This window comes from Pseudomonas sp. NMI542_15, assembly GCF_021283425.1.
In the GTDB taxonomy this organism is placed as follows: Bacteria; Pseudomonadota; Gammaproteobacteria; order Pseudomonadales; family Pseudomonadaceae; genus Aquipseudomonas; species Aquipseudomonas fortuita.
The window spans coordinates 84,539-108,299 of sequence record NZ_JAJSRO010000006.1 but is presented as its reverse complement, the minus strand read 5'-3'; the positions used below and the strand labels follow the sequence as shown (position 1 = coordinate 108,299).

Annotated in this window: 22 protein-coding genes; 9 read left to right on the top strand and 13 right to left on the bottom strand. The window is 62.2% G+C overall.

Annotated elements, in window-relative coordinates:
- Positions 1-58: 58 nt before the first annotated feature.
- The 9 genes from recO to rpoE all read right to left on the bottom strand — a co-directional run bounded on the left by recO (position 59) and on the right by rpoE (position 9,286).
- Complete coding sequence (gene recO, locus LU684_RS11855) at positions 59-742, bottom strand: DNA repair protein RecO (RefSeq protein WP_016488824.1); 684 nt, start codon at positions 740-742, stop codon at positions 59-61.
- 156 nt (positions 743-898) lie between these two features.
- A complete protein-coding gene (gene era, locus LU684_RS11850) occupies positions 899-1,801 on the bottom strand; it encodes a GTPase Era (RefSeq protein ID WP_003252061.1) in 903 nt (300 codons plus the stop codon).
- Positions 1,794-2,483 (bottom strand): ribonuclease III, encoded by a 690-nt coding sequence (rnc, locus tag LU684_RS11845; RefSeq protein ID WP_016488825.1) that lies wholly within the window; start codon positions 2,481-2,483, stop codon positions 1,794-1,796. Before rnc ends, era begins: the two co-directional genes overlap by 8 nt.
- Before the next feature lie 161 nt (positions 2,484-2,644).
- Entirely contained in the window at positions 2,645-3,499 is an 855-nt protein-coding gene (lepB, locus tag LU684_RS11840; RefSeq protein ID WP_016488826.1) for a signal peptidase I, read from the bottom strand.
- Positions 3,500-3,504: 5 nt separating this feature from the next.
- The gene (lepA, locus tag LU684_RS11835) at positions 3,505-5,304 is read right to left on the bottom strand and encodes a translation elongation factor 4 (RefSeq protein WP_024717450.1); all 1,800 of its coding nucleotides are present in this window, start codon (positions 5,302-5,304) and stop codon (positions 3,505-3,507) included.
- A gap of 182 nt (positions 5,305-5,486) precedes the next feature.
- On the bottom strand, positions 5,487-6,893 hold the full coding sequence (locus LU684_RS11830; RefSeq protein ID WP_371262331.1) for a DegQ family serine endoprotease: 1,407 nt from the start codon (positions 6,891-6,893) through the stop codon (positions 5,487-5,489).
- Between the two features lie 209 nt (positions 6,894-7,102).
- Complete coding sequence (locus LU684_RS11825; protein WP_060519994.1) at positions 7,103-8,068, bottom strand: MucB/RseB C-terminal domain-containing protein; 966 nt, start codon at positions 8,066-8,068, stop codon at positions 7,103-7,105.
- A gap of 8 nt (positions 8,069-8,076) precedes the next feature.
- The gene (locus tag LU684_RS11820) at positions 8,077-8,673 is read right to left on the bottom strand and encodes a sigma-E factor negative regulatory protein (protein WP_016488830.1); all 597 of its coding nucleotides are present in this window, start codon (positions 8,671-8,673) and stop codon (positions 8,077-8,079) included.
- A 31-nt stretch (positions 8,674-8,704) separates the two neighbouring features.
- Positions 8,705-9,286: an RNA polymerase sigma factor RpoE gene (gene rpoE / locus LU684_RS11815; protein WP_003252049.1), complete on the bottom strand. Its 582-nt coding sequence runs from the start codon at positions 9,284-9,286 to the stop codon at positions 8,705-8,707.
- Positions 9,287-9,731: 445 nt separating this feature from the next.
- Here rpoE and nadB point away from each other — a divergent pair, with 445 nt between their 5' ends.
- Positions 9,732-11,336: an L-aspartate oxidase gene (nadB, locus tag LU684_RS11810; RefSeq protein WP_023047119.1), complete on the top strand. Its 1,605-nt coding sequence runs from the start codon at positions 9,732-9,734 to the stop codon at positions 11,334-11,336.
- Positions 11,337-11,438: 102 nt separating this feature from the next.
- On the opposite strand, the gene LU684_RS11805 is transcribed toward nadB, so the two are convergent.
- Together LU684_RS11805 and LU684_RS11800 are read right to left on the bottom strand one after the other, a co-directional pair.
- The gene (locus tag LU684_RS11805) at positions 11,439-11,897 is read right to left on the bottom strand and encodes a protein YgfX (RefSeq protein ID WP_232894669.1); all 459 of its coding nucleotides are present in this window, start codon (positions 11,895-11,897) and stop codon (positions 11,439-11,441) included.
- Positions 11,881-12,135 (bottom strand): FAD assembly factor SdhE, encoded by a 255-nt coding sequence (locus tag LU684_RS11800; RefSeq protein ID WP_016498168.1) that lies wholly within the window; start codon positions 12,133-12,135, stop codon positions 11,881-11,883. Before LU684_RS11800 ends, LU684_RS11805 begins: the two co-directional genes overlap by 17 nt.
- A gap of 134 nt (positions 12,136-12,269) precedes the next feature.
- On the opposite strand from LU684_RS11800, the gene ygfZ reads away from it, so the two are divergent.
- Both ygfZ and LU684_RS11790 read left to right on the top strand, forming a co-directional pair.
- Complete coding sequence (ygfZ, locus tag LU684_RS11795; RefSeq protein WP_232894668.1) at positions 12,270-13,211, top strand: CAF17-like 4Fe-4S cluster assembly/insertion protein YgfZ; 942 nt, start codon at positions 12,270-12,272, stop codon at positions 13,209-13,211.
- Positions 13,212-13,266: 55 nt separating this feature from the next.
- Positions 13,267-14,073 (top strand): HDOD domain-containing protein, encoded by an 807-nt coding sequence (locus LU684_RS11790; RefSeq protein WP_016488835.1) that lies wholly within the window; start codon positions 13,267-13,269, stop codon positions 14,071-14,073.
- A 126-nt stretch (positions 14,074-14,199) separates the two neighbouring features.
- Here the strand turns inward: LU684_RS11790 and LU684_RS11785 are convergent, their stop codons facing one another.
- Positions 14,200-15,579, bottom strand: coding sequence for a sensor histidine kinase (locus LU684_RS11785; RefSeq protein WP_016488836.1), 1,380 nt, complete (start codon positions 15,577-15,579; stop codon positions 14,200-14,202).
- Positions 15,572-16,243, bottom strand: coding sequence for a response regulator (locus LU684_RS11780; protein ID WP_016488837.1), 672 nt, complete (start codon positions 16,241-16,243; stop codon positions 15,572-15,574). Before LU684_RS11780 ends, LU684_RS11785 begins: the two co-directional genes overlap by 8 nt.
- Positions 16,244-16,443: 200 nt before the next feature.
- Here LU684_RS11780 and LU684_RS11775 point away from each other — a divergent pair, with 200 nt between their 5' ends.
- The 6 genes from LU684_RS11775 to LU684_RS11750 all read left to right on the top strand — a co-directional run bounded on the left by LU684_RS11775 (position 16,444) and on the right by LU684_RS11750 (position 23,759).
- The gene (locus tag LU684_RS11775) at positions 16,444-17,733 is read left to right on the top strand and encodes an OprD family porin (RefSeq protein ID WP_060519979.1); all 1,290 of its coding nucleotides are present in this window, start codon (positions 16,444-16,446) and stop codon (positions 17,731-17,733) included.
- Positions 17,734-17,779: 46 nt separating this feature from the next.
- Entirely contained in the window at positions 17,780-18,760 is a 981-nt protein-coding gene (locus LU684_RS11770; RefSeq protein ID WP_016488839.1) for a Bug family tripartite tricarboxylate transporter substrate binding protein, read from the top strand.
- Between the two features lie 199 nt (positions 18,761-18,959).
- On the top strand, positions 18,960-19,418 hold the full coding sequence (locus LU684_RS11765) for a tripartite tricarboxylate transporter TctB family protein (RefSeq protein WP_016488840.1): 459 nt from the start codon (positions 18,960-18,962) through the stop codon (positions 19,416-19,418).
- Between the two features lie 3 nt (positions 19,419-19,421).
- Positions 19,422-20,936, top strand: coding sequence for a tripartite tricarboxylate transporter permease (locus tag LU684_RS11760; protein ID WP_016488841.1), 1,515 nt, complete (start codon positions 19,422-19,424; stop codon positions 20,934-20,936).
- Entirely contained in the window at positions 20,929-21,954 is a 1,026-nt protein-coding gene (locus LU684_RS11755) for an AbrB family transcriptional regulator (protein WP_232894667.1), read from the top strand. Before LU684_RS11760 ends, LU684_RS11755 begins: the two co-directional genes overlap by 8 nt.
- 122 nt (positions 21,955-22,076) lie before the next feature.
- The gene (locus LU684_RS11750; RefSeq protein ID WP_232894666.1) at positions 22,077-23,759 is read left to right on the top strand and encodes a bifunctional metallophosphatase/5'-nucleotidase; all 1,683 of its coding nucleotides are present in this window, start codon (positions 22,077-22,079) and stop codon (positions 23,757-23,759) included.
- Positions 23,760-23,761: the final 2 nt, after the last annotated feature.

The following is a 23,761-nucleotide window of genomic DNA, read 5'->3' as shown; positions in this document are numbered from 1 at the left end:
GTTGCTGTGAGTCACGAAAGGCTCTCCTGAAGGTTTAGCCCCACAGCATACGTCGTGATCAGCGCTTGCGAAACAGTTCCCGGCTGACCAACGGTTTTGCGCCCAGATGAACCGCCAGGGCCTGGCGCATCAGGCGCTTGGCCGCGAGCAAAGCGCCGGCGGTGTCCCAGTCGGCGTCGGCCAGGGCCAATAGCTCGATGCCGCGGAACAGGCCGGGTTGCACCCATTCGACCCGCTCCAGGCCGGCATCCACACGCAAGCGGTACAGCCCGTCGGCCGCGATGGGTTGATCGTTGACGTCATGATTCAAGGAGAACGCATAACCCAGTTCGTCCAGCAGCCGCCATTCGAACGAGCGCAGCAGCGGCTCCAGCGGGCGCCCGGCAGCCAAGGCCTGCAAGGTCAGGGCGTAGTGCTCGAACAGGGCCGGGAATGGCGCTTCGGCGGGCAGCAGGCGCATGAGTAGCTCATTAAGGTACAAGCCGCTGAACAGGGCATCCCCGTGCAGCCAGGCCGCTATGCCGGCGCTGTCCATCCGCCCCACATTCTTCAGCTCGCCACGCCCGCGCAGCTCCACCTCAAGTGGCACGAATGGCCGCACCAGGCTGCCGCCCTTGCCACGCGCACGCCGCAGTACGGCGCGCACGCGGCCCTGCGGCGTGAACAAGTCCACCAGCGCGCTGGTTTCCTTGTAGGCACGGCTGTGCAGCACGTAGGCTGGCTGGCCGACAGGTTGTTCCATTAGCGTTCACCCAGCCCGTGATTGTGGGAGCGGCCTTGTGTCGCGAAAGGGCCGCAACGCGGCCCCCCGGATTTCAGCATTGCCGCCAAAATGGCTGGGGCTGCTTCGCAGCCCTTTCGCGACGCAAGGCCGCTCCCACAAGGGCCGCCTTGAGCCTTAGAGGTCGCCGTAGCCCAGCGAGCGTAGGGCGCGCTCGTCGTCGGACCAGCCGCCCTTCACCTTGACCCACAGGTTGAGCATGACCTTGGAGTCGAACAGCACTTCCATGTCCTTGCGCGCCTCAGAACCGATACGCTTGATACGCTCGCCCTTGTCGCCAATGATGATTTTCTTCTGGCCGTCGCGCTCAACCAGAATCAACGCGTGAATGTGCAGCACATGGCCCTGCTGCTTGAACTCCTCGATCTCCACCGTGATCTGGTACGGCAACTCCGCACCCAGCTGGCGCATGATCTTCTCGCGCACCAGTTCGGCGGCCAGGAAGCGGCTACTACGGTCGGTAATCTGGTCTTCGGGGAAGAAGTGATCGTTCTCGGGCAGGTGCTTGGCGATCTGTGCTTCCAGCGCTTCGAGGTTGTGCCCCTGCTGCGCAGAAATCGGCATGACTTCGGCGTTTGGCAGTTGCTCCTGCAGCCACTGCAGGTGCGGGATCAACTCGGCCTTCTCTTCCATGCGGTCAGTCTTGTTGACTGCGATGATCAGCGGGCCGGTCACGTACTGCACGCGCTCCAGCACCAGTTGGTCTTCGTCGGTCCACTTGGTACGGTCGACCACGAAGATCACCACGTCAACGTCCTTGAGGGCCGCCGAGGCGTTGCGGTTCATGTAGCGGTTCAAGGCTTTGTCGTTGGCCTTGTGCATACCGGGGGTGTCAACGTAGATCGCCTGCACATCACCTTCGGTCTTGATACCGAGCATGTTGTGGCGGGTGGTCTGCGGCTTGCGCGAAGTGATCGCCAGCTTCTGCCCCAGGATGTGGTTGAGCAAGGTCGACTTGCCCACGTTGGGGCGGCCGACAATGGCCACGTAGCCGCAGCGAGTCGGGTTGCTATCAGTCATTGCCATTCTCCACGCCCAGGGCGATCAGTGCGGACGCGGCAGCGACTTGCTCGGCAATACGCCGGCTAACGCCCTGACCACGGCTCTTGTTGTTCAGCAGCACGACTTCGCATTCGACGAAGAAGGTACGGCAGTGCGGTTCACCCTGGATATCCACGACTTCGTATCGCGGCAGCTCACAGCTGCGTGATTGCAGGAATTCTTGCAGCCGGGTTTTCGGGTCTTTGTTGGTGTCGACCAGGGTCAGGCCTTCGAACTCGTCGGCCAGCCAGGCCAGTACACGTTCGCGGGCCGTGTCCATGTCAGCGTCCAGGTAAATGGCACCGATCAGTGCCTCCAGGGCGTCGGCCAGGATCGATTCGCGACGGAACCCGCCACTCTTGAGCTCACCCGACCCCAGGCGCAGGTATTCGCCCAGGTCGAAACCACGGGCCAGGCGGGCCAGGGTCTCGCCCTTGACCAAGCGCGCGCGCAGCCGCGACAGCTGGCCTTCGCGTGCCTGAGGGAAGCGCTCGAACAGCGCTTCGCCGGCGACGAAGTTGAGAATGGCGTCACCGAGAAACTCCAGACGCTCGTTATTGCGCCCGGCATAGCTGCGATGGGTCAGCGCCAGAAGCATCTGGTCCTGATTCTTGAAGGTATAACCGAGCTTTCGCTCCAGATGGGCAAGGGAAGCACTCATGCAACCACCCGTTTGTTGTTCAACGCGTTGTTCAAATCAACATCCTGAAAGACTGTTTGGCTGTGGCCCGCCGCCGTTTGCGACGAATCTCCCGATCCCTGAGAACACAGCCTATGTCAGAAATGCATTCGGCGCTGTCTGCTGGACAGCGCCGAAGGGTATCAATGGATCAGGCCGACCCGCGACAGGTTGGGCAGGTGGCTGAGCTTGGGCTCTGGCCAGCTCATCCACACCGCGAAGGCCTTGCCGACGATGTTCCGGTCCGGAACCATGCCGTGCAGTTCCTTGGGGATGTTCGGGTCATCCCAGTAACGGCTGTCGTTGGAGTTGTCGCGGTTGTCGCCCATCATGAAGTAATGGCCTGCCGGCACGGTCCACTGCTGGTCCGGCGGCATGCGATAACGGCTCATTTCCTTGCGGATCAGGTGTTCGGCCGCGCCGAGTTTTTCCTTGTACAGCTCGGCGCTGCCCAAGGTGCCCGGTTCGGTACCCACCAGTTGTTCGGCAATCGGCTGGCCGTTGACGAACAACCGCTTGTCGTTGGTGTAGCGGATCTGGTCGCCCGGCAGGCCGACCACTCGCTTGATGTAGTTGACGTTCGGGTCGCTCGGATAGCGGAACACCATTACATCACCGCGTTGCGGGTCACCTACCTCGATGACCTTCTTGTCGATCACCGGCAGGCGAATACCGTACGAGAACTTGTTCACCAGGATGAAGTCGCCCACTTCCAGGGTCGGTTTCATCGACCCCGAAGGAATCTGGAACGGCTCGACCAGGAATGAACGCAGCACCAGCACGATGAACAGCACCGGAAAGAACGATTTGCCGTACTCGACCAGCAACGGCTCCTTGTTCAGGCGCTCGACAACGGCCATCTCGGGCTGGCTGACGCTGCCCTGATAGTTGGCGATTGCCGCACGCCGGCGCGGGGCCAGGAACAGCAGGTCGATCAAGCCCAGCAGACCGCAGACGAAGACGGCGATGACTAGCAACAGCGGGAAATTTAGCGACATAGGACCTAGCTATCCAACCTGAGCACGGCGAGGAAGGCTTCCTGTGGAATTTCCACGTTGCCGACCTGTTTCATGCGTTTCTTACCGGCCTTCTGCTTCTCCAGCAGTTTCTTCTTACGGCTGACGTCACCACCGTAGCACTTGGCCAGTACGTTCTTTCTGAGCGCCTTGACGGTTGTCCGCGCGATGATCTGGCCGCCAATGGCTGCCTGAATCGCCACATCGAACATCTGCCGAGGGATCAGTTCCTTCATCTTCTCGGTCAACGCACGGCCTTTGTAGGCCGCGTTGTCGCGGTGCACGATCAATGCCAGGGCATCGACCTTGTCGCCATTGATCAGTACGTCCAGTTTGACCAGGTTGGCCGACTGGTAGCGATCAAAATGATAATCCAGCGAAGCATAGCCGCGGCTGGTGGACTTGAGACGGTCGAAGAAGTCCAGGACCACTTCGTTCATCGGCATGTCGTAACGCACCTGCACCTGGCTGCCGAGGAACTGCATGTCGCGCTGCACGCCACGCTTCTCGATGCACAGGGTGATGACGTTACCCAGGTGCTCCTGCGGCACCAGAATGGTCGCGGTGACGATCGGCTCGCGGAAGTCGGTCACTGACGAGACGTCCGGCAGCTTTGACGGGTTATCGACGATGATGGTTTCACCGGTCTTGAGCTCGAGCTCATAGATCACGCTCGGTGCTGTGGTGATCAGGTCCAGGTCGTATTCGCGCTCAAGGCGCTCCTGGATGATCTCCATGTGCAGCATGCCGAGGAAACCGCAACGGAAGCCGAAGCCCAGGGCGTCGGAGCTTTCCGGCATGTACTGCAGCGACGAGTCGTTGAGGGTGAGCTTCTGCAATGCGTCGCGGAAGTCTTCGAAGTCGTCAGAGCTGACCGGGAACAGGCCGGCGTAAACCTGCGGCTGGATTTTCTTGAAGCCCGCCAGCACTTCGACCTCGGGGGTCGAGGACAAGGTCAGGGTGTCACCCACCGGCGCACCGTGAATGTCTTTGATGCTGGCGATGATGAAGCCTACTTCGCCGGCTTTCAGATCAGCGGTCTGGGTGTGTTTTGGAGTGAACACCCCCACGCTGTCGACCAGGTGCACCTTGCCGGTGGACTTGACCAGAATCTTGTCGCCTTTCTTGACGCGGCCCTGGCGCACCCGCACCAGCGAGACCACGCCCAGGTAGTTGTCGAACCAGGAGTCGATGATCAACGCCTGCAAAGGTGCGTCGATCTCGCCTTCGGGCGCGGGGATGGTGTGCACCAGGCGCTCGAGAACCTCGTCCACGCCCATGCCGCTCTTGGCGCTGCAAGCCACGGCGTCGGTGGCGTCGATGCCGATGATCTTCTCGATCTCGTCCTTGACGCGGTCCGGGTCGGCCTGGGGCAGGTCCATCTTGTTCAGCACTGGCATGACTTCCAGGCCCTGCTCGATGGCGGTGTAGCAGTTGGCCACGGACTGGGCTTCAACACCCTGGCCGGCGTCAACCACCAGCAGTGCGCCTTCACAGGCTGCCAGCGAGCGCGAGACTTCGTAGGTGAAGTCGACGTGGCCGGGGGTGTCGATGAAGTTCAGCTGGTAGGTCTTGCCGTCTTGCGCCTTGTAGTGAAGCGTCACGCTGTGGGCTTTGATGGTAATCCCGCGTTCGCGCTCCAGGTCCATGGAATCAAGCACCTGGGCTTCCATTTCGCGTGCCGACAGGCCACCGCACATCTGGATGAAACGGTCGGCCAGCGTCGACTTGCCATGGTCGATGTGGGCGATGATGGAGAAATTGCGGATATGACTCAAATCACTCACGGGTCAACACTCGAAAAGGCTGCGAGCCGGGACGCCCGCCGAAAAATAGCCGGGAATTGTACCTCAAGCAGCAGGGATATGGGAGATTCCTCTATCGGGCTGTGCAGCGCTTTGGCGTCTGCAATTGTGAATTTTCATGAAAAAGGGCAGCCGTAGCTGCCCTTTCCTGCCTGCAAATCCGCTTATTCAGCGAGCTTGAAGGTGATGAAGCTGGCACGCCCCTGACGCAGCACGCGCATGGACACCGAGCGGTTCTTCGGCAGTTCCTTGGCGATTTCGGTGAATTCCTTGGCCGAACCGATGGCCTGGTTGTTCAGGTGGCTGATGACGTCACCCGGACGCAGGCCGATCATCGCTGCAGGGCCATCCTGCACTTCCTTGATAACCACGCCGCCCTTGAGTTCGAGGGACTTTTTCTGCTCGGCGGTCAGGTCAGCCACCGATACGCCCAGGCGGTTGCTGCTGCGCTCGGCGCTGCCTTCGGCGCCGGCACCGGTACCGATGTCGGCATCGTCATCCGGCATGGCGCCCACACCGACGTCCAGGGTCTGGCGCTTGCCGTTGCGGATGATCTCCAGCTTGGCCTTTTCACCGTCCTTGAGGCTACCGACCAGGTGCGGCAAGTCGGCCGACATGACGATCGGCTGGCCGTTCATGCTCAGGATCACGTCACCCACCTGCAGGCCACCTTTGGCTGCCGGGCCGTTTTCCAGCACTTGGGCCACCAGCGCACCCGCTGGTTTATCCAGGCCGAAGGATTCAGCCAGGTCCTTGTTGACCTCTTGAATCACCACACCCAGCCAGCCGCGGCTGACCTTGCCATCTTTCTTCAGCTGATTGGACACATCGAGCGCCACATCGATCGGGATGGCGAACGACAAGCCCATGAAGCCGCCAGAACGGGTGAAGATCTGCGAGTTGATACCCACCACTTCGCCCTTCATGTTGAACAGCGGGCCGCCCGAGTTACCCGGGTTGATGGCGACGTCGGTCTGGATGAACGGGACGTAGGTCTCATTAGGCAGCGTACGGCCCTTGGCACTGACGATACCTTTGGTCACCGAATGGTCGAAGCCGAACGGCGAACCAATGGCCAGCACCCACTCGCCCACCTTGAGCTTCTCGGAATCACCCAGCTTCACGATCGGCAGGTTCTTGCCTTCGACTTTCAGCAGGGCCACGTCGGTGCGCGGGTCGGTGCCGACCAGCTTGGCCTGCAGCTCGCTGCGGTCCGACAGGCGGACGATGATTTCGTCGGCGTCGGCCACCACGTGGTTGTTGGTCAGCACGTAACCATCGCTGGAAATGATGAAGCCCGAACCCAGCGATTGCGCCTCGCGCTGGCGGTCGCCACGCGGCGAACGCGGCTGCTGCGGCATGTTGCGCTCAAAGAACTCGCGGAACATCGGCGGCAGGCCTTCCAGGTCCGGCATCTGCCCCGCGGCGATACGACGATCTGGCAGCTTCTGCTTGGTACTGATGTTGACCACGGCGGGCGAGGCCTGCTCGACCAGCGTGGTGAAGTCCGGCAAGGCTTCCTCGGCCTGGGCGGTGAGCACCTGGCCGAGCATGAGCACAGCGGCGAACATCGATAGGTAGGATTTCAAGCGTGGTGTAGACATACGGCTCCCGTCACAACGAGCGGTAGTTTAGAAAGGCCCCTGCACAATGCAGGAAAGGCCAGGCTCCTAGAAGCCTGACCTATAGAAAATTTGCCAGTAGATTGCAAATGACAATGCTTTAATTTCATTTCAGGCGCATATCCGTTCGCCTTGGCATGGCCCTCAAAAGCGCGCCATTACTGGCGCGCCTGGGCATCCTGGGGCCGCATCGACAACGCGACGCGTTCTGCCGTACCCAGCGGAATTTCGCCAACTACGGTGACCATCACCTTGCCTTTGGGGGTGTTAAGCCGTCGCGAAACCGCCGAGGTCGGGCCAAGCTGGGTACGCACATCGGTCCCGGTATCGTCCTTCACGGGTTCAAGGAACACCGAGAAGCGCGCCAACCCATCGTCGTACATCAGGCTACTGACCGTGCTGTCATGTTTGGGATCACGCCGTACCGAGCTGTTGACAAGCTCGAACCCTGGCGGGAGCCAGTCCGAGCGCCAGCCAGCGACGCTGTCGTTGCTGACAGAGGCAACACGCTGCACCGGCTTGCATGAAGCACTGGGGCGCAGGTCATCGTCGACAGGCGGTTCGTCGGTATCGAGGCGCGTCATCTGGAAGCGCTCCAGCAACTGCCCTTTGTCGTTGAGCATCAACGAACGCAGTGGCAGGCCTGTGGCGCGGTCCAGATGCAATTCGAAGGCATAGCGGTGCTGGTCGCGAGGAGTGAGGGTCAAGATCACGGCATCGCGCCCGGCGACCCGTGACTTGCCTGCAACGCTCAGATCGTACCAGCCCATCAGTTTCAGCGGATCAAGCACACGCTGCGCAGTGTCCGTAGGGGCGGTCACTCCGCTGACCAAGGTCCCACTGACACACTGCACCTTGCCATCCACGCGCAGTATTTCCTGGGCGGCGCCATCAAGCTGTAGCAACCGCTCGCTGACTTTGCCGTCCTGGACCCTGTGCCAGATATCGTGGGAAGAGAAGCTACCGTTGCGTTCGTAGACGAACGAGCCCTGGTAACTTTGCTTTTTCTCGGCCAGTGCCAGCTTGTTCAGCCACTCGTTCGCCTCGGGCGATGAGTTGGCTGCCAATGCCGGCACCGTCATGCAGCTGCCAATCAGCAGCGACAGAAGAGGTAGCGCGCGCATGATCCTCCTTATTTAGCGGGGTTTTCCATGCTGGCGGCACGGGCATACGGCAGGGCAGTTTCAGTACCCTTGAGCGCGGACTCCTGTGCATGCTGGCGCAGATAGCCCGGCAGACGCTGATCCCAGCCGGCCTGGTTTTGCAGCACGCCGTTAGCCATCGGCCCGGTCGGTTGCTCACTGCTTTCACTATAGCCTGCCAAAACAGCGGGGCCCTGAGTTTGTGGCATGCTCAGGCCTTGTTGCGCAGGCTGCTGCGCAGCCAGCTCGGCGCCGGTGATTTCATCCTGGTTGTACATCCGCACGCCTGCCAGCACCGCAACGGTGACCGAGGCGGCAACCGCCAGACGAGCGACGCTGCGCCATGGCCCCTTGTTAACCTTGGCCGGTACGGCTTCGTCAGCCAGCGCCGCAGACACCGCCGAGGCGATATCCAGGTTGGGCAGCAGCAGCTCCTTGTGCATGGCTGCACGGGCTACCTGGTAACGCGACCAGGTGGCACGGGTTTCAGCATCGTCTACGGCGCTCAGCACCCGACGCAGTTCCAGTTCGTCCGCTTCGTTATCCATTACCGCGGACAGCGATTCCTGCAAAGCTTCACGACTCATGGCGGTTCCTCTCTTGGCTGTCGCCGCTGTCTCAGGTTTCCTGCAACAACGGCTGCAGGGCTTTGTCTATGGCCTCCCGAGCGCGGAAGATTCGAGAGCGCACGGTACCCACCGGACATTGCATGACACTGGCAATGTCTTCGTAACTCAGCCCGTCAAACTCGCGCAGGGTCAATGCCGTACGCAGGTCTTCGGGCAGTTGCTGGATGGTGCGATGGACAGTGCCTTCGATTTCATCCCGCAACAACGAGCGCTCTGGGGACTCGAGATCCTTGAGGCCATGATCGCCGTCGTAAAACTCCGCATCCTCAGAGCTCACATCACTGTCTGGTGGCCGTCTTCCACGGGACACCAGGTAGTTCTTCGCCGTGTTGATGGCGATGCGGTACAGCCAGGTATAAAACGCACTGTCACCGCGGAAATTGCCAAGCGCACGATAGGCCTTGATAAAGGCTTCCTGTGCGACATCCTGGGCCTCGTGGGTATCGTGAACGAACCGCACGATCAACCCGAGAATCTTGTGCTGATACTTCAGCACCAACAGATCGAAAGCTCGCCTGTCACCACGCTGAACGCGCTCTACAAGCTGCTGATCCTCTTCCTGGGTTAGCATGAACACTCCTCAGTGAACTCGAAGGAGCGTTGCAACAGCCATCGATCAGGCTTGCAACCATAGACTCGGGCTTTTCGCAAAAGTTCTCCCCTCCAAGCAAGTTTCCTGCAGCCCTTGGTCGGCTTGCACGGAAGACGCGGCGCGGGCACGGCCGGCTACGTCGATAATCAGGTTTCGAATACGCAGGGACAACCCGAACAGGTCTCGCCGCCCCGCGTCGCCTCGACAAATTGTGACGTGCGGGCAACCTTCATAGGATTTCCGGCCATGTCGGAAAGTTCCCACAAAGGTTGCCGCGCGCCTCGGTAAGTGGCCAAGTGGCATGGAAATTGGCCACCTCGGGCTGCTATAAAGGCAACCTGGCCAAGTTTAACGATAGTTTCACAATGCCATCTGCGCGTGACTATTGTGCCGCGCCCCCTCTAAAGATTACTAGTGTCCCGACATGAGCCAACAATTCCAACATGATGTCCTGGTGATCGGCAGCGGTGCCGCCGGTCTCAGCCTGGCACTGAACCTCCCCAGCCACCTGCGTGTTGCCGTCCTCAGCAAGGGCGACCTGGCCAACGGCTCGACCTTCTGGGCCCAGGGCGGGGTCGCGGCAGTACTGGACAACACCGATACCGTGCAGTCGCATGTCGAGGACACCCTCAATGCCGGCGGCGGTCTGTGCCATGAAGAGGCGGTGCGTTTCACCGTCGAACACAGCCGCGAAGCGATCCAGTGGCTGATCGAGCAAGGTGTGCCCTTTACCCGCGACGAGCACTCCAGCGTTGACGACGGAGGCTTCGAGTTCCACCTCACCCGCGAGGGCGGCCATAGCCATCGGCGTATCATCCACGCCGCCGACGCCACTGGCGCAGCCATTTTCACCACGCTGCTGGAACAGGCCCGCCGGCGCCCGAACATCCAGTTGCTGGAGCAGCGCGTGGCGGTCGACCTGATCACCGAACGTCGCCTGGGCCTGCCGGGCGAGCGCTGCCTGGGCGCCTACGTGCTCGACCGCAACACCGGTGAGGTGGACACCTTCGGCGCGCGCTTCACCGTACTGGCCACCGGCGGTGCAGCAAAGGTCTACCTGTACACCAGCAACCCCGATGGCGCCTGTGGTGATGGCATCGCCATGGCCTGGCGTGCGGGCTGCCGGGTGGCGAACCTGGAATTCAACCAGTTTCATCCGACCTGCCTGTATCACCCACAGGCCAAAAGCTTCCTGATTACCGAAGCCCTGCGCGGTGAAGGTGCGCTGCTGCGCCTGCCCAATGGCGAGCGCTTCATGCCACGCTTCGACCCGCGCGAAGAGCTGGCCCCGCGCGACATCGTGGCCCGCGCCATCGACCACGAGATGAAACGCCTGGGCGTGGACTGCGTGTACCTGGACATTACCCACAAGCCGGCCGATTTCATCATGGGCCACTTCCCCACCGTGTACGAACGCTGCCTGGCCTTTGGCATCGATATCACCCGCCAGCCGATCCCGGTCGTACCGGCGGCGCACTACACCTGCGGCGGGGTGATGGTCGACGACCGCGGTCACACAGACGTGCCAGGGTTGTACGCCATCGGCGAAACCAGCTTCACCGGCCTGCACGGCGCCAACCGTATGGCCAGCAACTCGCTGCTGGAATGCTTTGTCTATGGCCGCGCCGCCGCTGCCGACATCCAGGCGCACCTTGAACACGTGACAATGCCCAAGGCCCTGCCAGGGTGGGATGCCAGCCAGGTCACCGACTCGGACGAGGATGTGATCATCGCGCACAACTGGGATGAGCTGCGGCGGTTCATGTGGGACTACGTGGGTATTGTGCGCACCAGCAAGCGCCTGCAGCGGGCCCAACACCGCATTCGCCTGCTGCTGGACGAAATCGACGAGTTCTACAGCAACTACAAGGTCAGCCGCGACCTGATCGAACTGCGCAACCTGGCGCAGGTGGCCGAACTGATGATTCTGTCAGCCATGCAGCGCAAGGAAAGCCGTGGGTTGCATTACACACTGGATTACCCGGGGATGCTGGACGAGGCCAAGGACACCATCCTCAGCCCACTCTGAAATGTGCAGCGTGTGTGAGATCGAGCGCCGCCCGCGCGGCGCATCGCGAGCTGCGCTCGGTCTCCCGGGCTCTGAACCTGCCACGGCGAACACCTCTCGGCCCTACCCCACCGCTGTCGTTGCCCAGCGCCGTCGGCTGAACTTCAGCCGCACCCGCAGGCGCCGATGCTCATCCCCCCCCAGCGCATCCTGCGGTATGCACTGGCTCTGCCCCATCCATCGCCCCGCCCGCTCAAAGCGCAACACCACCAGCCGCGGCAACGCCACGCTGTCCCGGCACAACCGCACCGGTTGCCAGCCACGGGCACGGCAGAACACCTGCCAGCCGCGCACATCACGGCGCAGCCCAACAACGGCATGCTCATGGGTTAACAGGATTCGTCGGGGAATGGCCCAGCCAGCGTGGGCGATACAGGCGGCGACAACAGAAAAGGAAAGCCAATCAGGCAACGGGCTCGCCCACACGGCAAGCCACGCCAGCACCTGGCAAACCAGGTAGGCCGCTAGCAGCAGGCGCGAGCCTTGCCAGCGGCACTCGAAGCACTCACTTGGGCTGGACACGGTCCAGGATGATGCGGACCATGCGTTGCAGCTCCGGGTCTTCGGACTCGGTGCGCTCCATGAACCAGCCGAACATGTCCTGGTCCTCGCAGCTCAACAGACGCACGTACAGTTCGCGATCGGTCTCGTTGAGGGTGGAGTAGACTTCCTGGGTGAAAGGCACCAGCAGTACGTCCAGTTCCAGCATGCCGCGGCGGCTATGCCAGAAAAGCCGGTTGAGTTCAGTTTGTTCGACCATGGGGCCCTCCTCGAATGGCCCGCCAGTATACAGGCAGGCGAGCATGGCGACACCGGGCGTTGGTCTAGTCACCTACCTATTTTGTTACCGGCGTTCTATGATGGCCGCCAGTCTTTAAGCCACCGCGATGACCCATGGCCGATTCCGCTTTCTTCTGCCCCCTGTCCCACGAGGGCATCCTCGCCGTCCGCGGCTCCGATGCAGGCAAGTTCCTGCAAGGCCAGCTGACCTGCAACATCACCTACCTCAGCCAGGAACATTCCAGCCTCGGCGCCCGCTGCATGGTCAAGGGGCGCATGCAGTCGAGCTTTCGCATCTTGCCCGAAGGCAACGGTTACCTGCTGGCCATGGCCAGCGAACTGCTAGAGGCGCAACTGGCCGACCTGAAAAAGTACGCTGTGTTCTCCAAGGCCACGCTGACCGACGAAAGCGCCGCCTGGGCACGCTTCGGGCTGCAAGGCGGTGACGCTGCGCTACAGGCGCTTGGGCTCGACGTGCCTGCAAACGCCGGCAGTACCGTGCGCCATGAAGGCCTGATCGCCATTGCCGTGTCCGCAGGACGTGTGGAGTTGTGGGTACCGGCGGACAATGCCGACACGGTACGCCAGGCCCTCGCCAGCGCCCTGCCTGAAGGCAGCCTCAACGAATGGCTGCTAGGCCAGATTCGTGCCGGTATCGGCCAGGTCATGGGACCGACCCGTGAGCTGTTCATCCCGCAGATGATCAACCTGCAGGCCGTCGACGGCGTCAGCTTCAAGAAAGGCTGCTACACCGGTCAGGAAATCGTCGCCCGCATGCAGTACCTGGGCAAGCTCAAGCGCCGCCAGTACCGACTGGCACTGGACCAGCAGGCCATCCCGGCCCCGGGTGCCGCGATCTTCTCGCCCACCCACAGCTCGGCGGTCGGTGAAGTAGTCATTGCCGCCGGCAACGGTGCTGGCTGCGAACTGCTCGCGGTGCTCAGCGCCGACGCGGTGGAAGACGACAACCTGCACCTGGGCAGCCTCGAAGGCCCACGCCTGCAGGTGCTGACCCTGCCTTACGAACTGGACCGCGACCGGGAAATCCAGCGCTGACCAGCCTGCCCCGCCCCCGTGGCGGGGCCGCACCACCACTGCGGTAGACACGTCAATGAACAAGCTGGCCGAGATGGTTCAAGCACAGTTGCTCGATGCCATCGAAAAGGATGACCTGGTCCTGCCAACCCTGCCCGAGGTTGCCTTGAGCATCCGCGAGGCAGCGGAAGACAGCGAGATCAGCGTAGCGGCCCTGAGCAAGGTGATTGGTCGGGATGCGGCCCTTTCAGCGCGCCTGATCAAGGTAGTCAACAGCCCACTGCTGCGTGCGGCGGTCGAGGTGACCGACCTGCATACCGCCATCACGCGACTGGGCATCAACTACAGCTGCAACCTGGCCATTGGTTTGGTGATCGAGCAGATTTTCCATGCACGCTCACCGGCAGTTGAACAGAAGCTTCGCGAGATCTGGACCAACAGCCTGGAAGTGGCAGGCATCAGCTACGAAATTTGTCGCCGCTATACCCAGCTCAAGCCTGAACAGGCCACATTGGGCGGGCTGGTCAACCAGATCGGTGCGCTGCCAGTGCTGATCTATGCCGAAGAGCACAACGAGCTGTTGTCCGACCCGGTTTGCCTGCATTACGTGATCGAGCAGATCCAGCCGGTACTGGGGGACAAGATTCTCAAGGCCTGGGAGTTTCCGGAGCAGTTGATCAATTTGCCGAGCCAGGTTCAGGACCTGGACCGGCAGACCGACAAGGTCGACTACATCGACATCGTGCAGATCGCCCGCTGTATCAGCCAGCGTGGTCGTCAACGTCCGTTGGCGGCACTGCCCGCGTACCGTCACCTGAGGTTGCCTTTTGGTACCGAGCTGGAAGTGGATGAACTGCTTGAGGCGCGCAGTATGTTGCGCTGAGCTGTGTCAGCCTGCCCGTGCCCTATCGCCGGCAAGCCAGCTCCCACTTCGACTGCCTTGACCTCAAGCCATGCGGTGTTATGTGGGAGCTGGCTTGCCGGCGATAGGGCCAGCGGAATCAACACATCAATCGGCGATAAAACTCACTCGTACCCGCAACCCGCCCTTCTCGCCATCATGCAGGCTCACCTGCGCCAGATGCGCCCGGCAGATCTCGCCGACAATCGCCAGGCCAAGCCCGCTACCCTGCGCACTGCGCCGGTAAAACCGCTCGAACACCCGCTCGCGCTCAGCCTCGGGAATACCTGGCCCATCATCCTCTACCTCCAGCACAGCCGGCGCCACCACCCGCAAAATCACATTGCCCCCCGCCGGCGTATGCGCCAGGGCATTGTCCACCAGGTTGCTCAACAGCTCGTTGAGCAGCGTCGGTTCACCCTTGAGCCATACGGGGGCCTCGGCCTCCAGGGCCAGCGCCACCCCGCGCTTGTGCGCCAGGGGCGCCATGGCCATGCCCAGCTCACGGGCCAGCTGGCTCAGGTCCAGGCGCTGCGCACCGCCTTCGGCAATTGCCCGTGCACCGTTCTCGACCCGCGCCAATGACAACAGCTGGTTGGCGAGGTGGGTCAGCTTGTCGGTGCCCTGGGCGGCAGATTCCAAGGTCTGCCGCCACTCCTGCGGCTCGGACGAGCGCAACCCCAACTCGACCCGCGCCTTCAGAGCTGCCAGCGGCGTACGCAGTTCATGGGCGGCGTCGGCGATGAACTGCGCCTGGCGCTCGAACTGGCCGCGCAAGCGCTCGGTAAAGTGGTTCAAGGCTCGCACCAACGGGCTCAGCTCGCGCTGCACCTGCACCACCGGCAAGGCCCGCAAATCATCCGGTTGGCGCTCCTCCACCGCCGTGCGCAGGCGCTCCAGCGGCCGCAACGCCGCGCTCACGGCAAACCACACCATCACCAGCGCGCCCAGCGCCAGCATGCCCAAACGCAGCAGGGTGTCGGCCATCAGCCCACGGGCCATGCGCACCCGCGCTTCCTCGGTTTCGGCTACGCGGATCTCCGCCATGCCGTTCATGTTGGGCTCGCTCACTGCCTTCAGCAGGCTGACCACCCGTACATCCTGGCCAAGGTAGGTGGCGTTGTAGAACCGTGCCAGGGCCGGGTAGTCATCGGTGCGTGGGGTGCCTGGCGGCGGCGGCGGCAGGTTCTCATAGCCGGAAATCAGCCGCTGCTTGATGTCCAGTACCTGGTAGTAGATACGCCCGGCACTGTCGTAGGCGAAGGTGTCCAGCGCCACGTAGGGCACATCCGCGCTCAGCGAACCGTCACGCTGCGACAGGCCGGCGGCGATGGTCCGCGCCGAGGCCAGCAGGGTGCGGTCGTAGGCAGTGTCGGCGGCCTCGCGGCCATTCCAGTAAGCGCTCAGGCCGCTGGCCAGCATCAGCACTACCAGCAGCAGCGCCAGATTACCCAGCAAGCGCCCGCGCAGGCTGCCGTTGTCACGCATCGCGGTGCTCTAGCAGGTAGCCCAGGCCGCGGAAGGTGACGATGGCCACCGGGTGGCCGTCGAGCTTCTTGCGCAAGCGGTGGATGTAGATTTCGATGGCGTCGGGGCTGGCCTCTTCGTCCAGGCCAAACACCTGCGCCGCCAACTGCTCCTTGCTCATCACCCGGCCCGGGCGGGCGATCAGCGCTTCCAGCACGCTTTGCTCACGCGAGGTCAGGGTCAGGTTGTCGTCACCGAGGGTGAAGCGCCGGGTATCCAGGTCGTAAACCAGCGGCCCGCAGCGTTGCTGACGCTCGCCACCGAGCACACTGCGGCGCAGCAGGGCCTTGACCCGTGCTTCCAGCTCGGTCAACTCGAACGGTTTGGCCAGGTAGTCGTCGGCGCCCAGGTTAAGGCCATGGACCCGGTCCTTGACGTCACTGCGCGCCGTCAGCATCAGCACCGGCACGGTCTTGCCACGGCCACGCAGGCGCGCCAGCACCTCGAAGCCATCCATGCGCGGCAAGCCGACATCCAGCACAACCACGGCGTACTCCTCACTGGCCAGAGCCAGGTCGGCAGCCACGCCGTCATGCAGCACATCCACGGTCAGGCCGTGGCTTTTCAAGGCCTGGGCCACGCTTTCGGCCAGTTGCAGGTGGTCTTCGACCAGCAGCACACGCATCGGTTTCTCCCTGCTCGGGTGGGGCGGTGGCGCGGAGTGTACCGCTGTCCTCAGGCCTGTGAAGCCCCTTGTAACAAACCTTTCTCACTGAAAGGTTAGCGAAAGGTTCGTTGCCTAGCATCGCACCACGGTCGCTCCTCGCGCCGAAAAAAGCACCAGCAAGGTGCAACAAATAAGAACAATAAACGGAGTCATCGACGATGCTGTCATCGCAGCCGCAGGCGTTCACGCCTACCCGTTCCTTTGCCGCACGCCCCTCAGCCATCGCCAGCGCCCTCGCGCTTGCCGGTGTCGCCCCGATGAGCCAGGCCGCCTTCTTCGAAGACAGCACGGCCACCTTCGAAACCCGCAACATGTACTTCAACCGCGACTTTCGCGACGGTACCAGCGCGCAACAATCCAAGCGCGACGAGTGGGCCCAGGGCTTCATCCTCAATTTTGAGTCCGGCTATACCGATGGCACCGTAGGCTTTGGCCTGGACGCATTGGGCATGCTCGGCATCAAGCTCGACTCCAGCCCCGACCGCACCGATACCGGCCTGCTGCCGACCCACGATGACGGCAAGGCCGCCGACGAATACTCCAAGCTGGGCCTGACCGGCAAAGTAAAGCTCTCCCAGACCGAGCTGAAAATCGGCACCCTGATCCCTGAACTGCCGACTCTTCAGCCCAACGACGGGCGCATCCTGCCGCAAACCTTCGAAGGCGGCCTGCTCACGTCCAGGGAAATCAAGGGCCTGACCTTCACCGGCGGGCGCCTGGACAAGGCCAAGGACCGCAACGACACCAACTGGGAAGACCTGGCGCTGAACAACAAGAATGGCCGCTTCGGTGGCACTTTCAGCGCCGACAACCTGACCCTGGGCGGCCTGGACTACCAGTTCACCGACCGCATCACCGGCAGCTACCACTTCGCCCAGCTCGACGATATCTACCGCCAGCACTTTATCGGCATGGTCGCCACCCAACCCTGGGGCCCGGGCACCTTCGGTGCCGACCTGCGCCTGGCAGTGAGCGACGATGCTGGCGCCGCCAAGGCCGGCAACATCGACAACACCACCATCAACGGCATGCTCAGCTACGTCCTGGGCGGGCACAAGGTCAGCGCTGCCTGGCAGCAGCTGTCGGGCGACAGCGCCTTCCCATATGTCGATGGCGCCGACCCGTACCTGGTCAACTTCGTCCAGATCAACGACTTCGCCGGTGCCGACGAGCGTTCCTGGCAGGCGCGTTACGACTACAACTTTGCCGCGCTCGGCGTACCCGGCCTGACCTTCATGACCCGCTACATCAGCGGTGACAATGTCAGCCGCGCGACCGGTGGTGAAGGCAAAGAGTGGGAACGCAACACCGAACTGAAGTACGTGGTACAAAGCGGCCCGTTGAAGAACGTCGCCGTGCGCCTGCGCAACGCCACCTTCCGCTCCAACTTCGCCCGCGACGCGGACGAAGTGAGGCTGTTGGTCAGCTACAGCGTGGCGCTGTGGTAACCCCATAGCGGTAATCCAATAACAACAACGCTCACGGAGATAGACGATGACCTTTTCACTGCGCCGCCTCGTTCTCGCTACCGGCTGCCTGCTGTTGGCCGGCAACGCTCTGGCCGCCGAACCGAAACGCCCTGAATGCATCGCCCCCGCCTCGCCGGGCGGTGGCTTCGACCTGACCTGCAAGCTGGTGCAAAGCGCCCTGGTGCAGGAAAAGATCCTCAGCAAACCCATGCGCGTCACCTACATGCCCGGCGGTGTTGGCGCGGTGGCCTACAACGCCGTGGTCGCCCAACGCCCGGCCGATGCCGGTACCCTGGTGGCCTGGTCGAGCGGCTCACTACTGAACCTGGCCCAAGGCAAGTTCGGCCGCTTCGACGAAAACGCAGTAAAGTGGCTGGCGGCTGTCGGCACCAGCTACGGCGCCATCGCCGTGAAAAGCGACTCGCCCTACAAGACCCTCGACGACCTGGTCGCGGCATTGAAAAAAGACCCGAGCAAGGTGGTGATCGGCTCTGGCGGCACCGTCGGCAGCCAGGACTGGATGCAGACTGCCTTGATCGCCAAGGCTGCCGGCATCAACCCGCGTGACCTGCGCTACGTGGCCCTGGAAGGCGGTGGCGAAATTGCCACGGCGCTGCTGGGCGGTCACATCCAGGTCGGCTCTACCGACATTTCCGACTCCATGCCGCACATTCAGAGCGGCAACATGCGCATCCTTGCAGTGTTTTCGGAAAACCGCCTGGACGAGCCCGAGATGAAAGACATCCCCACCGCCAAGGAGCAAGGCTACGACATCGTCTGGCCGGTAGTGCGCGGCTTCTACCTTGGGCCAAAGGTGAGCGACGAGGACTATGCCTGGTGGAAGGCTTCGTTCGACAAGATGCTGGCTTCGGAAGACTTCGCCAAGCTGCGTGACCAGCGCGAGCTGTTCCCGTTCGCCATGACCGGCGAAGAGCTGGACGGCTACGTGAAGAAGCAAGTGGCCGACTACAAGGCACTGGCCAGGGAATTTGGCCTGATCCAGTAAGCCTGTCGGATTCACCACCACCCCTGTGGGAGCGGCCTTGTGTCGCGATCGGGCGCGAAGCGGCCGCTAAACCTGCCGATGCGATGTGCCCGAAGCATCGTATCGGCTGTGCCAGGGGCCGCTGTGCGGCCCATCGCGACACAAGGCCGCTCCTACAGGACTTGCATCTCACTTGAGCAATCCCAACGAGGATTCCCCAATGATCCTGCAACGCATCTTCGCCCTGGCCCTGCTGGCGGTGTGCGCCGCCCTGGCCGTGATGGCCTGGCCCTACCAGGCGGCGTTTTCCTATGAACCGGTAGGCCCGCGCGCCTACCCACTGCTGATGCTTGGCCTCATGAGCCTGGGCCTCTTGTACCTGGTGTTCCGCCCCACGCCCATCGTGCGCAAGGACGACGAACCGGAACTGGACCGCGAAACCCTGACCAAGATCACCGCCTGCGTAGGCCTGCTGATCGTCTTCGCGGCCACCTTCGAAGCCCTGGGCTTCATCCTCAGCGCCATCCTGGTCGGCCTGCCCATGGCCCGGTTGTATGGCGGCCGCTGGCTGCAGAGCGCCATCGTGGTAGCCGGCATGAGCCTGCTTCTCTACTGGCTGTTCGACCGCGTGATGGACGTGCCCCTGCCCCTTGGCCTGCTCAGCGTACTGGAGAACTGACACATGGATACCTTGAGCTACCTGGGCCAGGGCTTCGGCGTTGCCCTGTCCCCTTACAACCTGGTCACCGCCCTCTCCGGCACCCTGATCGGCACTGTGGTCGGCCTGCTGCCGGGCCTGGGCCCGATCAACGGCGTGGCCCTGCTGATCCCCATCGCCTTCGCCCTGGGCCTGCCGCCAGAGTCGGCGCTGATCCTGCTGGCCGCGGTGTACCTGGGCTGCGAATACGGCGGACGTATCAGCTCGATCCTGCTGAACATCCCGGGCGAAGCCTCGACCGTGATGACCACCCTGGACGGCTACCCGATGGCTCGCCAAGGCCTGGCAGGCGTTGCCCTGTCGCTGTCGGCCTGGAGCTCGTTCATCGGCGCCTTCATCGCCACCTGCGGCATGGTGCTGTTCGCCCCGCTGCTGGCGAAATGGGCCATCGCCTTCGGGCCGGCGGAATACTTCGTACTGATGGTGTTCGCCATTGTCGCCCTGGGCGGCATGGCGGGTGACAAACCGTTGAAAACCTTCATTGCCGCCCTGATCGGCCTGTTCCTGTCGGCCGTGGGCATCGATGCCAACAGCGGCGTTTACCGCTTCACCGGTGACAGCGTGCACCTGGCCGACGGTATCCAGTTCGTGGTGCTGGTGCTGGGCCTGTTCTCCATCAGTGAAATCCTGTTGCTGCTGGAAAAGACCCACCATGGTCACCAGGCGGTAAAAGCGACCGGGCGCATGCTGTTCAACTTCAAGGAAGCGGCTTCGGTATTTGTGGTCAACATCCGCTGCGGCCTGCTCGGTTTCATCATGGGCGTTCTGCCTGGCGCCGGTGCAACGCTGGCGAGCGCCGTGGCCTACATGACCGAGAAACGCCTGGCTGGGGAAAGCGGCAAGTTCGGCAAGGGCGATGCCCGTGGCCTGGCAGCCCCGGAAACCGCCATCGGCGCGTCCTGCTGTGGCGCGCTGGTCCCGATGCTGACCCTGGGGGTACCTGGCTCTGGCACTACCGCAGTGATGATCGGCGCCCTGACCCTGTACAACATCACCCCCGGCCCAATGCTGTTCGAACAGCAGCCGGACATTGTCTGGGGCCTGATCGCTTCGCTGTTCATCGCCAACATCATGCTGGTGATCCTCAACATTCCGATGATCCGCATCTTCACCCGTATCCTCGCCGTGCCGAACTGGGCGCTGGTGCCGGTGATCGCCATCATCACGGCCATCGGCGTATACGCCGTGCATGCCACCACCTTCGACCTGTTCCTGATGGTCGGCATCGGCATCATGGGTTACATCCTGCGCAAGCTGGACTTCCCGCTGTCGCCGATCCTGCTCGGCTTCATCCTGGGCGGGCTGATGGAGCAGAACCTGCGCCGCGCACTGTCGATCTCCAACGGTGAACTGGGCATCCTCTGGTCGAGCCCGATCAGCATGGGCGTATGGGCGCTGGTGGTGTTGATGCTTACCCTGCCGCTGCTGCGCATCTGGCGCAAACGCAGCCTGCAGCGTCGGGCCCTGGCCGATGCCTGATAGACCGTTGCCGCTGTTTGTCGCAACCGGGCTGGTCGGCCTTGCTGGCGGTTACCTCGCCAGCCGGGTCGGCTGGCCTTTGCCATGGATGGTGGGTTCGCTGCTGGCGATCATACTGGTGCGCTGCCTGACACCTTGGCAACTGCCGGAGATTCCCAACGGCCGCAAATGCGGGCAGTGCATCATCGGCATCGGCATTGGCCTGCACTTTACGCCAGCGGTGATCGAACAGGTGGGCAGCCATTTTGCGCTGATCCTCTTCGGCGCCCTGTTCACCACCCTGTCCAGCGTAATCAGCGTGTGGCTGCTACGGCGCACCGGTGAAGACCGCGCCACGGCATTCTTCGCCAGCATGCCTGGAGGCTCGGGTGAGATGGTCAACCTGGGGGCCCGTAACGGTGCAGTGCTCAGCCAGGTGGCGGCGGCGCAGAGCCTGCGGGTACTGGCGGTGGTGCTGTGCGTGCCCGCGCTGTTCAAGTTTCTGCTGGGTGACGGGGTGCCGCTCAATCACGCCGGTAGCGTCAGCTGGGGCTGGCTGGGGGTGATCACTCCGCTCGGCATCGCCGTGGCATTCCTTTGGCAACGGTTGCGCCAACCCAACCCCTGGCTGTTCGGGCCATTACTGGTGGCGGCCACCGTCAGCCTGGCCGGTAACCTGCAGATCGCCCTGCCCAATGGCGCCAGCCAGATCGGCCAGTGGCTGATCGGCAGCGGCCTGGCCTGTCACTTCAACCGCGCATTCTTCCGCCGGGCCCCGTCGTTTCTGGCCCGCACGCTGCTGGCCACGGCACTGTGCATGGCCATTGCCGGCAGTGCCGCGTGGGTGTTGAGTGAGATGACAGCGCTGGACCTTCGTTCGCTTACCCTGGGCATGATGCCTGGAGGTATCGCCGAAATGAGCCTCACGGCCGAAACGTTGCAATTGTCAGTGCCGCTGGTGACGGCGCTGCAGGTGATGCGGTTGATCTTGGTGTTGTTTCTCGCAGAACCGCTTTTCCGCTTGTGGGATAACAGGTAATCGCGCTGCAAGCCCCCTGAAAATAGATAGTTACCACTTGCCCAGTGCCTGGGTGAATAGAGTCGGTTTGCTGCCCTCATCGGCGGCAAACCCACACACTTCCCGGCACTCAAGAGGTAATGATGAAGGTCCGTCTTTCTTGCAACTGTCGCTCGGCCATTGCCTGGGCTTGCCTTGCCTTCAGTGGAGGCAGTCTTGCCGCAGAGTCACCTGCACCCGTCCAGATCAACGTGGTCGCCATCAATGATCTTCATGGTTACATGGAACCCAACCCTCAAGACTACCCCAGCGCGCAGGGCGTTACCCGCCTGACTTATGGCGGCATTGCCACACTCGGCGCCATGCTCGATGAACTGCGAAAGCAAGACCCCGAACTGCTGTTCATTGGGGCGGGCGACCTGATAGGGGGCAGCCCCGCAACTTCAGCACTCTGGGCTGACGAGCCAGTGCTTGAGGCCCTGAACTCGATGGGCATGATTGTCAGCTCATCCGGGAACCACGAACTGGATGCCGGCAAGGCGGAGTTCCTCCGCCAGATTCACGGAGGGTGCGAATCAACGCGCCCGGAAAAGGCGTGCAAGTTCCGCGGCACCTTTCCAGGAAGTGGCTTCCCTTACATAGCCTCCAACCTGATCGATACCACGACGGGCAAACGCTTGCTGCCGGCCTACCATATCCAGGAGGTAAAAGGCGTCAAGATAGCGTTTGTCGGTGCAGTGCCGCGGAACATGGAAAAAGTGGTCTCGGCGAGAGCATTCGCAGGGCTCAAAGCCACGGATGAAGCGCACGCCATCAATGAAGTGATTCCGGAGCTGAAAGCCAAAGGCGTCAATGCAATCATTGCAGTCATGCACCAGGGGGGACATACCTCCGAGCCGTTCGACAAGCAGGATTGCAGCCAGCTGGATGGCGCAATCGTAAACGTGGCGAAACGGCTGGATCCCGCAGTAGATGCCGTGATCAGCGGCCATTCGCATGCCAGCTATCAATGCAAGGTCGGTGACCTGAGCATTACCCAGGCTGGCAAATACGGCCACTTCATGACCCAGTTGAAGTTGGAGGTAACGCCAGGAACCCATAACGTCAAAACCATCACCGCCCGCAATCTTCCGGTAGACCCGCAGGCTTACGTGCCGAATGCCAAGTTGACCAGCTTGCTGGAAGAAGTGCGTCACCGCTCCGGGGAAAAATTGCTCGAACCCATAGGCCGCATCGCCACAGCAGAGCTTAACCGCAAAGTAAATGCCGCCGGTGAAACCACCTTGGGGAACTTCGTCACGGATGCCCAACTGGCCATGACCCAGCCATTTCAGACACAGATTGCCTTCCTCAATCTGGGTGGGTTGCGAAGTGATCTTATACAGCCTGCCAACAGTGACCTGACCTACGAACAGTTATTCGCCGTACAACCGTTCGATAACCCACTGGTGGTTCAGGAGCTGACAGGCAAGCAGATCATTGAACTGCTCAACCTTCAATGGAACAGGGGCAATTTCAATCCACTGCAAGTATCCAAAGGTTTCCATTATGAATGGGATGGATCACGGCCGGCTGGCAGCCGGGTTGTCGAGGAAAGCGTACGTCTCGACGGCAAACGCGTTGAACCATCGACCTATTACCGGGTGGTCAGCAATCTGTTCCTGGCCGATGGTGGCGGTGGCTTGACTACGCTCAAGGAAGGAAGGCAACGTCAGGACGCTGGCATCTCCGACGTGGAGGCCTTGGTTGCGTATGTGCGCCAGAACCATGCGCGGGGTGTTGCAATTGGCCAAAGCGGCGAGCCACGTATCAGCATGACCCCCTGAGC